Genomic DNA, 13,416 nt, shown 5'->3' with positions numbered 1-13,416 from the left:
ACCCCGGTTCGCCCCGTACCCGGGCCCGTAGGGGTAGGGGCGGCTCAGATGTCGAACGTGGCGGGACGCCCGGTGGCCGGAGCCGGCGGGGTGGCCTTCCACAGGCCGGTCTTCTGGGCGGCGAGCCGGGCCAGGTAGGCCGGGTTGAGGATGACGTACCGGCGCCACAGGCGCTTGGGTTCCAGGCCGAGCCGCCAGAACCACTCCAGCCCGGCGCGCTGCATCCACGGTGGTGGGTTGCGCAGCAGGCCGGCGTGGTAGTCGAAGGCCGCGCCGACGGCCATCAGCGGCATGTCGAGCAGCGGGCGCATGGCGTACGCGAAGACCTCCTGGCGCGGGCAGCCGAGCCCGACCAGGACGAGGCGGGCACCGCTGGCCCGGATCCGGTCGGCGATCTCGGCGTCCTCGCCGGGGGTGGCGGCGCGGAACTTGGACGGCTCGACCCCGGCGATCTTCAGCGCGGGGAACTTCTGCTCCAGCGCCGGTACCAGCCGGGACAGGGTCTCCTCGGTGGAGCCGTAGAGGTAGACCGGCAGCCCTTCCTCGGCGAACCGGGCGAGCACCCGCAGGGTCAGCTCCGGCCCGTAGACGCGGTCGGTGAGCCCGGCGCCGTGCAGCAGGTTGAGCGCCCAGCGCACCGGCTGCCCGTCGGGGGTGACCACGTCGAACGAGTTGAGCCGGGCGTTGTGCGCCGGGTCGAGCACGCCGGTCATCACGCCGTGCACGGCGAGCGCGGTCAGCGCCAGCGGGCGGCGTTCGTGCGCGGCCGCCACGACGGCCTCGGTGGCCCCTGCGTAGTCGGTGGCGTCGACCCCGACGCCGAGCACGTTGCGCTTGGTCCCGGTGGTCATGCCTTCGGCACCCACTTGCCGACGTTCGCCTCGTAGATCTCGCGGAGGATCATCGGCACGTCGTACGTGATCTTCCAGGACGGGTAGTGCTCCTCGAAGCGGGCCATGCTGCTGACGTACCACTGGTGGTCGCCGGTGCGGGCCTGCTCGACGTAGTTGATCCGGGCCTCGCGGCCGGTGATCTCCTGGGCGACCCGGAACGCCTCGATGTGCGAGGTGTTGGAGTGTCGGCCGCCGCCGAGGTTGTAGACCTGGGCCGAGCGCGGCTCGCGGAAGAACGCCTCGAACGCGGTCAGCACGTCGTGCGAGTGGATCGCGTCCCGGACCATCTTCCCCTTGTAGCCGAAGAGGTTGTAGGTCCGGCCCTCCATCACGCAGCGCATCAGGTACGCCAGGAAGCCGTGCAGCTCGGCGGCGGAGTGCGCCGGGCCGGTCAGCGTGCCGCCCCGGAAGCAGGCGGTCTTCATGCCGAAGTAGCGGCCGTACTCCTGGACCATCACGTCGGAGGCGACCTTCGAGGCGCCGAAGATCGAGTGCAGCGACTCGTCGATCGACATGTCCTCGGTGATGCCTTCGTACCAGCGGTGGTCCTCGGGCAGCTCGTAGCGGGTCTCCAGCTCGATCAGCGGGAGCGAGTTCGGCCGGTCGCCGTACACCTTGTTCGTGGAGCAGTGGATGAACGGCGCGTCGATCGCGTGCCGCCGGGTGTTCTCCAGCACGTTGAGTGTGCCGCCGGCGTTCACGTCGAAGTCGGTGAACGGCTCCTTGGCGGCCCAGTCGTGGCTCGGCTGGGCGGCGCTGTGGATCACCACGGCGATGTCCTTGCCGTACCGCTTGAAGACCTGCTCCAGCCCGTCGCGGTCGCGGATGTCGACGGCGTGGTGGGTGTACGCGGAGCCGAGGTCGGCGGCGAGCCGGTCCAGGCTCCAGGCGGTCGAGCCGTCCTCGCCGAAGAAGTACCGCCGCATGTCGTTGTCGATGCCGACCACGTCGAGACCGAGTCCGGCGAAGTGCCGGGCCGCCTCGGAGCCGATCAGACCGCCGGAACCGGTCACCAACGCGACAGTCACACGCCACTCCTGGTCCGTGGGAGGCAGGGAAACCATCGGAGCATAGCGTGACGTCCGGAACGCCCCGATACGAAGCAAGGGCCCCGCTGTGTGCGGAGCCCTTGTTCTGGTGGGGATGGGGGGAGTTGAACCCCCACGTCCTTTCGGACACACGGACCTGAACCGTGCGCGTCTGCCATTCCGCCACATCCCCGTGGCACGACCCGGAACACCATATCGCATCCCGCGCCCGCCATCTGCGGCGGGTGCCGGGACATATTACGCTGTCCACTGGCCACGCCACGAACGATCACCGCTCGTGGCGGGCGAAACTTTAGCACGCTCGCGGGCCTGGTCACGAACGGGCCGACGGCAGCCGGCCGAGCGGCGTGTGAGCTGCGGAGGCGGTGTCCGGATACCATCATTGCCTCGGGACCCGAGGAGGAGCCGGTGAGCGTGCTGCAACGCTTCGAGAAGCGTCTGGAAGGCCTGGTCGAGGGGGCCTTCGCCAAGGTCTTCAAAGGGGTGGTCCACCCCGTGGAGATCCTCAACGCCATGCAGCGGGAGGCCGAGGCGCACAAGGCGATCCTGGCCGGTGGGCGCACCCTTGTGCCCAACCGCTACGTGATCGATCTCTCGCCCTACGACCACAGTCGGCTGGCGCCGTACGCTGCCGCGCTGGCCCAGGAGCTGGCGCAGTCGCAGGCCGAGTTCATCGGCGAGCAGGCGTGGACGGTCTACGGCGACGTGATCGTCGAGGTCGAACGCGGTGAAGGCCTGGACACCGGCATGTTCCGGGTCACCGCCGAGGTGTACACCGGCGGCGACGTCGCCCCGGTCTCCGCGCCCGGCGGCTACGACGCCGGCCCGGCGTACCCGGCGTACGACCAGGGTGGCGGCTACGGCCCTCCGCCCGGTCACGGCGGTGGCCGCAACGTCCGCTTGGTCTCCGGCGACGGCCGCACCTACCCGCTCCAGATGGGCTCGACCGTGATCGGCCGCGGCGACCAGGCCAACCTGCGCCTGCCCGACGTCGGCATCTCCCGGCGCCACGCCCGGCTGGACTTCGACGGCGGCCAGGTGGTGCTGACCGACCTGGGCTCCACCAACGGCACGATGGTCAACGGCCAGCGGGTGTCGGCGGTCGCCCTCAACCCCGGCGACATGATCCAGCTCGGCACCACGACGCTGACCTTCCGCGTGGACGGCTGACCCGCGTTGCCGGAACTGGTCATCACCGTCGCCCGGTTCGGGTTCCTCATCCTGCTGTGGATCTTCGTGTTCACGGTGGTCGGCGTGATCCGCCGGGACCTCTTCGCCGGTGCCCGGTCGGGCAAGCTGGTGGCCGCGCCGCGGGGGATCGGCGCGTCGACCGGGCAGCCGGGGAAGCCGGCGAAGGCCAAGCGCGGCCGGGCCGCCCACCAGTTGGTGGTCACCGCCGGTCAGCTCGCCGGCACCCGGATCACGCTCGGAGAGGCCCAGATCACCATCGGCCGGGCGGAGGACTCGACCCTGGTGATCACCGACGACTACGCCTCGGCGCGACACGCCCGGCTGGTGCCCCGCGACGGGCAGTGGTACGTCGAGGACCTCGGATCGACTAACGGCACCTATCTCGATCGCGCTAAGGTCACCGGACCAACCCCCGTCCCCCTCGGCGTGCCGATCCGGATCGGCCGCACTTCCCTCGAATTACGGCCATGACTCTGACCCTGCGCTACGCGGCCCACAGCGACCGCGGTCTGATCCGAGACGGCAACCAGGATTCCGTCTACGCCGGACCGCGGCTGCTCGCCGTGGCCGACGGCATGGGCGGCATGGCCGCCGGTGACGTCGCCAGCAACATCGTCATCGGTGCCATGGCGCCGCTCGACGAGGACGTCCCCGGTGACGCCCTGGTCGACGCGCTCCGCTCCGCCGTGGGCACCGCCAACCAGCAGCTCCGCGACACCGTGGACGCCAACCCGCAGCTGGAGGGGATGGGCACGACGCTCACCGCGACCCTCTTCTCCGGCAGCAAGCTCGGCATGGTCCACATCGGTGACTCCCGGGCCTATCTCCTGCGCAACGGTGAGTTCGCGCAGATCACCAAGGACGACACGTACGTCCAGATGCTCGTCGACGAGGGCCGGATCAGCGCGGAGGAGGCGAGCAGCCACCCCCAGCGCTCGCTGCTCACCCGGGCGCTCGACGGCCGCGACATCGACCCGGAGTACAGCGTCCGCCAGGTGCTGCCCGGCGACCGCTACCTGATCTGCTCCGACGGGCTCTCCGGCGTGGTCAGCGCGGAGACCATCGCGGACACCATGCGGGAGTACCCCGACCCGCAGCGCTGCGTGGAACGCCTGGTGCAGCTCGCGCTGCGCGGCGGCGGCCCGGACAACATCACGGTGATCATCGCCGACGCCACCGACCAGGACATCGTCGAGGCGTCCCCGATCGTCGGCGGCGCCGCCGCCCGCGACCGGGGCATGGCGACCTCGGCCGACGACTCCACCCCGGCGGCCCGCGCCTCGGCGCTGTCCGCCCCCCGGCCGCCCGCGCCGGAGGAGCCGGCGGACAACCGCGACGACGAGCCGGAGCGTCGCCGTCGGCGGCCGCTGCGTACCGTCGCCATGGTGCTGGCGCTCGCGGTGATCGTCGGCGGTGGCGCGTTCGGCGGGTGGACGTACACCCAGCGGCAGTTCTACGTCGGCGCCACCGACGACGGTCAGCTGGCCGTCTTCCGCGGGGTGCCCGGCCAGGTCGCCGGACTGGACCTGTCGAACGTGCACGAGCGCAGCGAGTCCCGGCTCGACGACCTCACCCTCGCCGCCCAGGAGCGGGTGAAGCAGGGCATCCAGGCCCGCAACGAGCCGGACGCGGAGCGCCGGCTGGCGGAGCTGACCAGCGACGACCCGGCGAACCCGAACCTCAAGCCGCTCTGCCCGCCCGACCCGTCGCCCGGTGCGACCAGCCCCAGCCCGGCAGCGGGTGGGCTGAACCCGCAGGTCAGCGGCAGTCCCGCACCGTCCGTTCCGCCGGTCGGCTCACCGAGTCCCGGCGCGCCGACGCCGCTGACGACCATCACGCCCGACGCCGTACCCTCCGACACCGTTCCGCCGGCCGACCCGGCGGGTTGCCGGTCGCCGGAGTGAGTGCCGGCTCGATCCCGAGGACGTATCCGTGACCGCAGCCGCCGTACCGGCCGCCTCGCCCGCTTCGACGGGCGAGCAGTCCGGCGTACGCCTGGCCCGGTCCCGGCGTAACGCCGAGCTGTCGCTGCTCCTGCTCGCCATGGTGCTCGTGGCGGCGTACGCGGCGATGGTCGAGGCGAAGGCGCTGGACACGATCACGCCCGACTTCTGGATCCCGGCCGCCGCGCTGGGGCTGGTCTTCCTCGGCCTGCACCTGGTGATCCGCTGGCTGGCGCCGTTCGCCGATCCGGCGCTGCTGCCGGCGGTGGCGCTGCTCAACGGCATCGGGGTCGGCTTCCTGCGCCGGTACGACCTGGCCAAGGCCACGCCCGCAGAGCGGGAGGACCTGGCCATCTTCGCCGGCACCGGTGGCCGGCAGCTCGCCTGGACGCTGGCCGCCGTGGTGCTGGCGGCCGGGCTGCTGGCGATCCTGCGGGACCACCGGTCGTTGTCCCGGTACGCGTACACCCTGGGCCTGGCCGGCATCGTGCTGGTGATGATCCCGGCGTTGCTGCCGTCGCGGTTCTCCGAGATCAACGGCGCCAAGCTCTGGATCATCGTGCCCGGCCTGGGGCAGATCCAGCCGGGTGAGTTCGCCAAGCTGACCCTGCTCACGTTCTTCGCCTACTACCTGGTGCGCAAGCGCGAGGTGCTCTCACTCGCGAGCCGGCGCGTGCTGGGCATCGACTTCCCGCGCGGGCGTGACCTCGGCCCGGTGCTCGTGGTGTGGCTGGTCAGCCTCCTGGTCCTGATCTTCGAGAAGGACCTGGGCACGTCGCTGCTCTACTTCGGCATGTTCGTGGTGACGCTCTACATCGCCACCGAGCGGGTGAGCTGGCTGCTCATCGGTCTGATCCTGTTCTTCGGCGGCGCCTACCTGGCGTACGTGCTGGGCAGCACCGTGGGCGGTCCGTTCGCGAACTTCTACGACCGGGCGCAGATCTGGCTGGACCCGTTCGCCGAGCCGTACGACAGGGGCTACCAGCTGGTGCAGGGTCTGCTCACGCTCGGCACCGGCGGCCTGTTCGGGGCCGGGCCGGGCGGCGGCCAGCCGGCGCTGCTGCCCGAGGTGCAGACCGACTTCATCTTCGCCGGCATCGGTGAGGAGATCGGCCTGTTCGGTCTCTCCGCGCTGCTGGTGATCTACCTGCTGATCGTGGAGCGGGGCCTGCGGGCCGCGCTGGCGGTACGTGACTCGTTCGGCAAGCTGCTCGCCGGTGGTCTGGCGTTCACGCTGGGTCTGCAGGTCTTCGTCATCGTCGGCGGCATCAGCAAGCTCATCCCGTTGACCGGTCAGACCACCCCGTTCCTGTCCGCCGGTGGCTCCTCACTGATGGCGAACTGGCTGCTCATCGCGGTGCTGCTGCGGGTCTCCGACGGCGCCCGCCGCCCGGTGACCGGCGGCGGTGGTCCGGCCGCCCGGCCCGCCGGTGGTCCGCCCGAGCAGTTGCACGGCGCCCAGACGGAGGTGATCCGGCCGTGAACGCCCCCCTGCGCCGCGTCGGCGTTGTCGTGATGGTCCTGTTCGGGCTGCTGTTCGCCAACCTGAACTGGATCCAGGCGTACAAGGCCGACGAGTACCGCAACAGCGACTACAACGGCCGGGTCCAGGTCGCCGAGTACGACCGCAAGCGCGGCAACATCGAGGTCGGCGGCACCGCGTACGCGGTCAGCAAGGAGACCGGTGGTGAGCTGAAGTACCAGCGCACCTATCCGGGCGGGGCGATGTACGCGCACGTGCTCGGCTGGAAGCCGGTCAACGGCAGCGCGAGCGGCATCGAGCGGGTGGAGAACGACTTCCTGGCCGGCACCAGCGACGCGCTCATCGCCAGCCGGATCAAGGACATGTTCACCGGTGACGAGACCGGTGGCGGCAACGTGCTGCTGACGCTCTCCAAGCGGGCCCAGGAGACGGCGTTCAAGCAGCTGAACGACAACCAGGTCGGCGCGACCAAGGGCGCGGCCATCGCGATCGACCCGCGTACCGGCGCGGTGCAGGCGCTCGTCTCCATGCCGAGCTTCGACCCGAACCCGCTGGCCAGCCACAACAGCACCGAGGCGGACCGGGCGTACAACACGCTGGAGAAGGACAAGGACCGGCCGCTGGCGAACCGGGCCCTGTCCGAGACACTGCCGCCGGGTTCCACCTTCAAGATCGTCATGGCCGCGGCGGCGCTGGAGAACGGAGTCGGCCAGCAGACCCGCATCCCGGCCGGCTCCAGCTACACCGCGCCCGGCGCGGGCCAGCCGATCCGCAACGCGGCGCCGTCGATCTGCCCCGAGTCGCAGGTCACGCTGCGGGAGGCGGTGACCGAGTCCTGCAACACCGGCTTCGCCCAGCTCGGCGTCCGCCTCGGCGCGGACAAGGTCAAGGAGAAGGCGAAGCAGTTCGGCTTCGAGCAGGAGGACCTCAACGTCGGCCAGCTCGGCGAGGGCGGCCTGCCGGTGGCGGCCAGCCGCACCGGCGACATGCAGAACCCGGACGGCAGCACCGACCAGGCCGCGCTGGCGCAGTCCTCGATCGGCCAGAACAACGTGCGGATGACCCCGTTGCAGGGCGCGATGATCGCCGCCGCGGTGGCGAACAAGGACGGCAAGCAGATGCGTCCTTACCTGGTCAAGCAGCTGCTCGGGCCGGACCGCACCACCGTCTACGACGCCGCCCAGCCGCGCGAGCTGCGCCGCCCGATCAGCGGTCAGGTCGCCGCCGACCTGCGCGACATGATGCAGAACGTGGTGAAGGAGGGCACCGGCCGCCGGGCCGCCATCGACGGCTTCGTGGTCGGCGGCAAGACCGGTACCGCCCAGTCCGGCCCGAACACCCCGGACCACGGCTGGTTCATCGGCTTCGCGCTGGACAAGGACGGCACGCCGCTCTCCGCGGTCTGTGTCGAGCTGGAGCAGGCGGGCAGCGGCGGCAGCGCCGAGGCGGCCCGTATCGCCGGCCGGATCATGGCGGCGGCGATCGCCGACTCCGGGAGGCGCTGACGTGCTCGGTCCGGGAGTGAAGCTCGGCAACCGCTACCGCCTCGACGAGCGGATCGCCAGCGGTGGCATGGGCGACGTGTGGCGCGGCACCGACCAGGTGCTGGGCCGTACCGTCGCGGTCAAGAGCCTGCTCCCGGCGCTGCTGGACGAACCGGGCTTCGCCGAGCGGTTCCGCGGCGAGGCCCGGACGATGGCCACCATCAACCACCCCGGCGTGGTCGACGTCTACGACTTCGGCAGCGACCAGCACATCGCGTTCCTGGTGATGGAGTACGTCGAGGGCGACGCGCTCTCCGCCACGCTCAGCCGCGTCGGCCGGCTGACCCCGGCGCGCACGATGGCGTTGCTGGCGCAGGCCGCCGACGCGTTGCACGCGGCGCACGAGAAGGGCATCGTGCACCGCGACGTGAAGCCCGGCAACCTGCTGGTCCGGCCGAACGGCACGCTCGTGCTCACCGACTTCGGTATCGCCCGCTCGGACCTGGTCGGCCAGCTCACCGCCGCCGGCTCGGTGCTCGGCACCGCCTCGTACATCTCGCCGGAGCAGGCCACCGGCGCTGTCGCCACGCCCGCCTCGGACGTCTACGCGCTGGGCGTGGTCGCGTACCAGTGCCTGGCCGGCCGCCGCCCGTTCGAAGGGGACAACCCCCTCGAAATCGCCATGAAGCACGTGCGGGACACCCCGCGGGCGCTTCCGCCGGACATCCCGCCGCAGGTCCGGGCGATCGTGGAGCGGGCTATGGCGAAGGACCCGGCCGCCCGCTGGCCGAGCGCCGCCGCGCTGGCGAGCATCGCCCGGCAGGCCAAGCTCGCGCTCTCCCAGGCGGCCCGCGTCGGGCACCCGATCTCCGGCGTACCCGCCTCGCCCGCCGCGCCGGTCGCGCGGGCGCAGGTGCCGACCGCCGTGCCGCGCCCGCAGCCGCCGGCCGCGGTCCCGCACCCACAGCCCCGGCCGCCCGTGTCCCCGGCGCGCCCGCCTCTCGCCGCGCCGCGGCCAGCAGTTGTCGCGCATCCCGTCCCGCAGCCCCGCCCGCCGGTGGCGCCGCGCGGCGCGGCCCCCGTGCCGCAGCCACGCCCCGTGCCTCAGCACAACCCCCTGGGGTACGCGCGACCGCCCGCCGCCGCCCCGCCCCGGCGCTCCCGGTCCGGGCTGTGGACGACGGCGATCGTGGTGGCCGTGCTGGTCATCCTCTGCTCGGGCGTGATTTCGTTCCTGTACCGGAAATACGGTGATACCGCAGCCGCGCCGGCGAGTGTGAGCGTGACCTCCGGCGCGGTGCGGGCGTACGGAGGCGACTATCCGGTCCGCACGTCGTACCGTCGTGAGGTACGCCTCCTGCCGGCCGGCGGCGGTACGACGACGAGCGAAGGACGAGAGACGCGATGACAGCGCAGGCCCGCCTGCTCGGTGGCAGGTATCAGGTCGGCGAGCTGCTGGGCTACGGCGGCATGGCCGAGGTGCACCGCGGCCGTGACCTCCGGCTCGGGCGGGATGTCGCGATCAAGATGCTCCGTGCCGATCTGGCCCGGGATGCCACGTTCCAGATGCGGTTCCGCCGTGAGGCGCAGAACGCCGCCTCGCTCAACCACCCGGCCATCGTCGCCGTCTACGACACCGGCGAGGAAACCGGCCCCACGGGCGAGACCCTGCCGTTCATCGTGATGGAGTTCGTCAACGGCCGGACCCTCAAGGAGGTCCTCGGCGTCGAGGGACGGCTCCAGCCGCGCCGGGCGCTGGAGATCTGCGCCGACATGTGCGCCGCGCTGGAGTTCAGCCACCGGCACGGGATCATCCACCGGGACATCAAGCCCGGAAACGTGATGCTCACCCAGACCGGCCAGGTCAAGGTGATGGACTTCGGCATCGCCCGGGCGCTCGCCAGCGGCGCCACCACGATGACGCAGACCAGCGCGGTCATCGGCACCGCGCAGTACCTCTCCCCGGAGCAGGCGCGCGGCGAGGCGGTCGACGCCCGCTCCGACGTCTACGCGGCCGGCTGCGTGCTGTTCGAGCTGCTCTGCGGCCACCCGCCGTTCGTCGGGGACAGCCCGGTCAGCGTCGCGTACCAGCACGTACGGGAACAGCCGCCGACGCCGAGCACGATCAATCCGGACGTCAACCCCGCTGTCGACGCCATCGTGCTCAAGGCGCTGTCGAAGAACCCGCTCAACCGCTACCAGAGCGCCGGCGAGATGCGGGCGGACCTGCTCCGCGCCGCCGCCGGGCGGCCGGTGCTCGCCACCCCGGTGATGCCGGCCGACGAGACCATGCCGATGGGCGCCGCCGCGGGCGGCGGGTACCACCAGGCGCAGCAGACCCAGATGATGGGCCCGCAGACCCGCCAGCAGCCGGTGGCGCGGGTGGGTGATCCGGGCAAGCGCAAGAGTTCGTCCTGGGTCATCGCCGCGTTCGCCGCGCTCGGTGTGCTCGCGGTGATCGCGCTCGGCACCGCGCTCTGGCTCAACCAGGCCGGCAACGAGAAGGTGTCGGTGCCGCAGGTGGTGGGCCGTTCGCAGGCCGAGGCGCAGGCGGCGCTCACCCAGGCGGGGCTGCGGTTCACCACTGGCGACCCGGTGCAGAACACCACGTGCGAGAAGGGCTCGGTGGTCGACCAGAGCCCGTCGTTCGGCCAGCGGGTGGAGAAGGACACCGAGGTCACCGTCAACGTCTGCACCGGCCCCGGCCAGGTGACCATCCCCACCAACCTGAGGGGCGGCACGTTCGACGCCGCGAAGGACCGTCTGACCGAACTCGGGCTGACCCCGGTGCGCGAGACCGTCAACAGCAGCCTGCCGAAGGACCAGGTCGTCGACGTTTCGCCGAAGGAAGGCAGCGCGGTCGCCGAGGGCAGCAAGGTGACGCTCAAGGTCTCCCTGGGCAACGTCAGCGAGGTGCCGAACGTCCGCGGCTACACCGAGGACCAGGCGAAGCAGCGGCTCAAGGAGGCCGGCTACGAGGTCCGGGTCCAGGAGGGCGACGAGGTCGACCCGGCCGAGGCGGGCAAGGTCAGCAGCCAGTCGCCGGCCGCCGGGACCAGCCTGGCCAAGGGCGAGCGGGTGACCATCCGGGTCGACGTGCCGCGTGAGGAGGAGCCGACCAGCCCGACGCCGAGCGGCTCCCCCAGCACGTCCCCGAGCACGCCGGGCAACGGTGGCGGCGGCAACGGCGGCGGCAGCGGCTTCCCGTTCCCGCCCGTGACCCCGACCCGCACCGACCGCTGACCACCACCTGACCGACCGACGCGGCGGCGTCCCCGATCCCGGGGCCGCCGCCGCGCCCATGTCTGCGTCGATCATGAAGTTAGCGGTACCGGGCGTCCGATTTGTCCCCGCCAACTTCATGATCGACGGAGAGGGGGCGGGCGGGACCCCGCGCGGGGGTGGGGCGGGAAGCGCGGGGGTCAGGCTGGGGAGAAGGCGGCTCGGCGGCGGGCGTCGACCTCGGCGGCCAGCTCCGGGGCGCGCTCCAGCGCCGCCGGGAAGCCGCAGGCGGCGAGCCAGTTCGCCAGCATCAGGTGACCGCCCTCGGTCAGCACCGACTCCGGGTGGAACTGCACGCCCTCGAGCGGCAACGTGCGGTGCCGCATCGCCATCACCACACCGGAAGCGGTCCGGCCGGTGACCTCCAGCTCGTCGGGGAGCGTCTCGGGCAGGACGGCCAGCGAGTGGTAGCGGGTGGCGGTGAACGGGTCGGGCAGCCCGGCGAGCACGCCCACGCCGTCGTGGCGTACCTCCGAGGTCTTGCCGTGCAGCAGTTCCGGAGCGCGGGCGACTGTCGCGCCGAACGCCTCGCCGATCGCCTGGTGACCGAGGCAGACGCCGAAGATCGGGAGCTTGCCGGCGTACTCCCGGATCACGTCCAGGCAGATGCCGGCCCGGTCCGGGCTGCCCGGCCCGGGCGACAGCAGGACACCTGCGGCGCCGGCGCGGCCCACCTCGGCGACGTCGATCTCGTCGTTGCGCCGCACCTCGCAGTCGGCACCGAGCTGGCCGAGGTACTGCACGAGGTTGAAGACGAACGAGTCGTAGTTGTCGATCACCAGTACGCGCATCGCTGTCACCTGTTCGGGGTGGAGGGTGGGGCGTTGTTCGTCTCGGTGCTGTACGGCAGCTCCTCCTCGCCGGGCAGCCCGGTCGGTTCGGTGATCCCACCGTCACCCGGTACGCCGGAGTCCTGCGTGACCTGCACGTCGTCGAAGGGCAGCAGCGGCTCGGCCCACGGGAAGACCACGAACCAGAGCAGCGCGACGGTGGCGGTGGCCAGCACCAGCGAGCCGAACAGCTTGCCGGGCAGCCCGAACGGCAGTTTGCGCCAGATCCACGAGTACACGGCTCACGCCTCCAACTCGGCCGGACGGCCCGCCGACTTGGCCTGCGTGTGGTCCAGCCGGGCGTGGATGATCAACCGTTGGTAGTTGTCGAACTTCGGGTTGCAGGTGGTGAGCGTCAGCAGCTTCTCGGTGGGCTTCTGACCCGGTTTGCCGGGCACCGGCGCGACCACCTCCACCTGGGACGGCTTGACGATCCGCTGCTGGTATACCCGGTAGACGAGCCACTCCGTCTTGGTCTCGACCACTATCGCGTCGCCGGTCTTCATCTCGTCCAGCCGCCAGAACGTGGAGCGGATCCGGTGGCCGGCGACGGAGAAGTTGCCCACCTCGCCGGGCATGGCACTGTCCGGGTAGCGGCCCGGCGCGTACCGGATGTCCTCCGGGCTGACCCCCTCGACCACCACCCAGTGCTTGTCGAACTTGGGGATGTAGAGGCCGGCGACCGGCCTGCCCTCCGCCGGTGGCTTCGGCTTCACCGTCGGCCCGGTGGTCGGACCGACGGTCGGGTCCGCCGCCGCGTCCCACTCCTGGGCGAGCTGGCTGTTCAGGTCGTTCTGGTGGGCCTCGACGATGACCGCCTTGCCCCAGATCTCGTACCCGGCGAACAGGAGCACCACCAGCCCGAAGGTGATCAGCAGTTCGCCGGTGCCCCGCACGACGGTGCGCAGCCGGGAGCCGACTGTGGGGCGGGTCAGCTCGGAGTAGACGCTGCGGTAGCCGTCGCCGGTCTGCTCGGGCCGCAGTTGCACCACCCGCTCGCCGCGCCGAGGGCGGGGCGGCTCGGCGGGCGGTTCGGCGCCACCGCCGTCCCCGTTCTCGGGGGGCGGGGGCACCGCGCCCATCAGCCCGGTGGCGTCCAGGCGGGGGTCCGCGGGTGGGCGGGTGACGGCGGGCAGCACCGCCGTGGCGCCGCTGTCGGCCGGAGGGTTCCGGTCCGCGCCGGTCGGCCCACCGAGAGGGGGTACGCCGGGCGGCCGTCCCTCACCCCCCGCCGTTCGGCGACCGTCCTCCGGCGGGCGTC

General features: G+C 71.8%; 12 protein-coding genes and 1 tRNA gene. 7 read left to right on the top strand and 6 right to left on the bottom strand.

Annotation, left to right across the window (positions count from 1 at the left end):
- Positions 1-44 precede the first annotated feature (44 nt).
- The 3 genes from IRY44_RS10440 to IRY44_RS10430 all read right to left on the bottom strand — a co-directional run bounded on the left by IRY44_RS10440 (position 45) and on the right by IRY44_RS10430 (position 2,114).
- A complete protein-coding gene (locus tag IRY44_RS10440; protein WP_194800231.1) occupies positions 45-851 on the bottom strand; it encodes a WecB/TagA/CpsF family glycosyltransferase in 807 nt (268 codons plus the stop codon).
- Positions 848-1,957, bottom strand: a complete 1,110-nt coding sequence (locus IRY44_RS10435) for an NAD-dependent epimerase/dehydratase family protein (RefSeq protein ID WP_194800230.1) — start codon at positions 1,955-1,957, stop codon at positions 848-850. The genes IRY44_RS10440 and IRY44_RS10435 overlap by 4 nt, the downstream gene beginning before the upstream one ends.
- A 71-nt stretch (positions 1,958-2,028) precedes the next feature.
- Positions 2,029-2,114 (bottom strand) — tRNA-Leu (locus IRY44_RS10430).
- A 209-nt stretch (positions 2,115-2,323) separates the two neighbouring features.
- Between IRY44_RS10430 and IRY44_RS10425 the strand changes: the two genes are divergently transcribed.
- From IRY44_RS10425 to pknB, 7 genes are read left to right on the top strand one after another with little or no spacing between them, the layout of a single operon-like run.
- On the top strand, positions 2,324-3,112 hold the full coding sequence (locus IRY44_RS10425; RefSeq protein WP_026267912.1) for a DUF3662 and FHA domain-containing protein: 789 nt from the start codon (positions 2,324-2,326) through the stop codon (positions 3,110-3,112).
- A 6-nt stretch (positions 3,113-3,118) separates the two neighbouring features.
- The gene (locus IRY44_RS10420) at positions 3,119-3,604 is read left to right on the top strand and encodes an FHA domain-containing protein (protein WP_128138039.1); all 486 of its coding nucleotides are present in this window, start codon (positions 3,119-3,121) and stop codon (positions 3,602-3,604) included.
- Positions 3,601-5,037: a PP2C family serine/threonine-protein phosphatase gene (locus IRY44_RS10415; protein WP_194800229.1), complete on the top strand. Its 1,437-nt coding sequence runs from the start codon at positions 3,601-3,603 to the stop codon at positions 5,035-5,037. The genes IRY44_RS10420 and IRY44_RS10415 overlap by 4 nt, the downstream gene beginning before the upstream one ends.
- A gap of 28 nt (positions 5,038-5,065) precedes the next feature.
- Complete coding sequence (locus IRY44_RS10410; RefSeq protein WP_194800228.1) at positions 5,066-6,559, top strand: FtsW/RodA/SpoVE family cell cycle protein; 1,494 nt, start codon at positions 5,066-5,068, stop codon at positions 6,557-6,559.
- Positions 6,556-8,064 carry a penicillin-binding protein 2 gene (locus tag IRY44_RS10405; RefSeq protein ID WP_194800227.1) on the top strand — a complete coding sequence of 503 codons (1,509 nt, stop codon included), beginning with the start codon at positions 6,556-6,558 and terminating at the stop codon, positions 8,062-8,064. The genes IRY44_RS10410 and IRY44_RS10405 overlap by 4 nt, the downstream gene beginning before the upstream one ends.
- A 1-nt stretch (position 8,065) precedes the next feature.
- Positions 8,066-9,451, top strand: coding sequence for a serine/threonine-protein kinase (locus IRY44_RS10400; protein WP_194800226.1), 1,386 nt, complete (start codon positions 8,066-8,068; stop codon positions 9,449-9,451).
- Positions 9,448-11,286 carry a Stk1 family PASTA domain-containing Ser/Thr kinase gene (pknB, locus tag IRY44_RS10395; RefSeq protein ID WP_194800225.1) on the top strand — a complete coding sequence of 613 codons (1,839 nt, stop codon included), beginning with the start codon at positions 9,448-9,450 and terminating at the stop codon, positions 11,284-11,286. The genes IRY44_RS10400 and pknB overlap by 4 nt, the downstream gene beginning before the upstream one ends.
- A 179-nt stretch (positions 11,287-11,465) precedes the next feature.
- Here pknB and IRY44_RS10390 read toward each other — a convergent pair whose 3' ends face one another.
- Genes IRY44_RS10390 through IRY44_RS31255 form a run of 3 tightly spaced genes read right to left on the bottom strand, consistent with a single transcriptional unit; the run spans position 11,466 to position 13,294 of the window.
- A complete protein-coding gene (locus IRY44_RS10390) occupies positions 11,466-12,116 on the bottom strand; it encodes an aminodeoxychorismate/anthranilate synthase component II (protein ID WP_194800224.1) in 651 nt (216 codons plus the stop codon).
- A gap of 5 nt (positions 12,117-12,121) precedes the next feature.
- On the bottom strand, positions 12,122-12,394 hold the full coding sequence (locus IRY44_RS10385; protein ID WP_013473364.1) for a hypothetical protein: 273 nt from the start codon (positions 12,392-12,394) through the stop codon (positions 12,122-12,124).
- Between the two features lie 3 nt (positions 12,395-12,397).
- Positions 12,398-13,294 (bottom strand): class E sortase, encoded by an 897-nt coding sequence (locus tag IRY44_RS31255; RefSeq protein ID WP_194800223.1) that lies wholly within the window; start codon positions 13,292-13,294, stop codon positions 12,398-12,400.
- Positions 13,295-13,416 lie beyond the last annotated feature (122 nt).

It is taken from the genome of Micromonospora sp. ANENR4 (genome assembly GCF_015354395.1).
In the GTDB taxonomy this organism is placed as follows: Bacteria; Actinomycetota; Actinomycetes; order Mycobacteriales; family Micromonosporaceae; genus Micromonospora; species Micromonospora aurantiaca.
This window is presented reverse-complemented; position numbering and strand designations above follow the sequence as displayed.

Coding starts and splice junctions, on each gene's coding strand:
- IRY44_RS10390 (WP_194800224.1), bottom strand. CDS start 12,116: ATGCGCGTACTGGTGATCGACAACTACGACTCGTTCGTCTTCAACCTC.
- IRY44_RS10440 (WP_194800231.1), bottom strand. CDS start 851: ATGACCACCGGGACCAAGCGCAACGTGCTCGGCGTCGGGGTCGACGCC.
- pknB (WP_194800225.1), top strand. CDS start 9,448: ATGACAGCGCAGGCCCGCCTGCTCGGTGGCAGGTATCAGGTCGGCGAG.
- IRY44_RS10435 (WP_194800230.1), bottom strand. CDS start 1,957: ATGGTTTCCCTGCCTCCCACGGACCAGGAGTGGCGTGTGACTGTCGCG.
- IRY44_RS10415 (WP_194800229.1), top strand. CDS start 3,601: ATGACTCTGACCCTGCGCTACGCGGCCCACAGCGACCGCGGTCTGATC.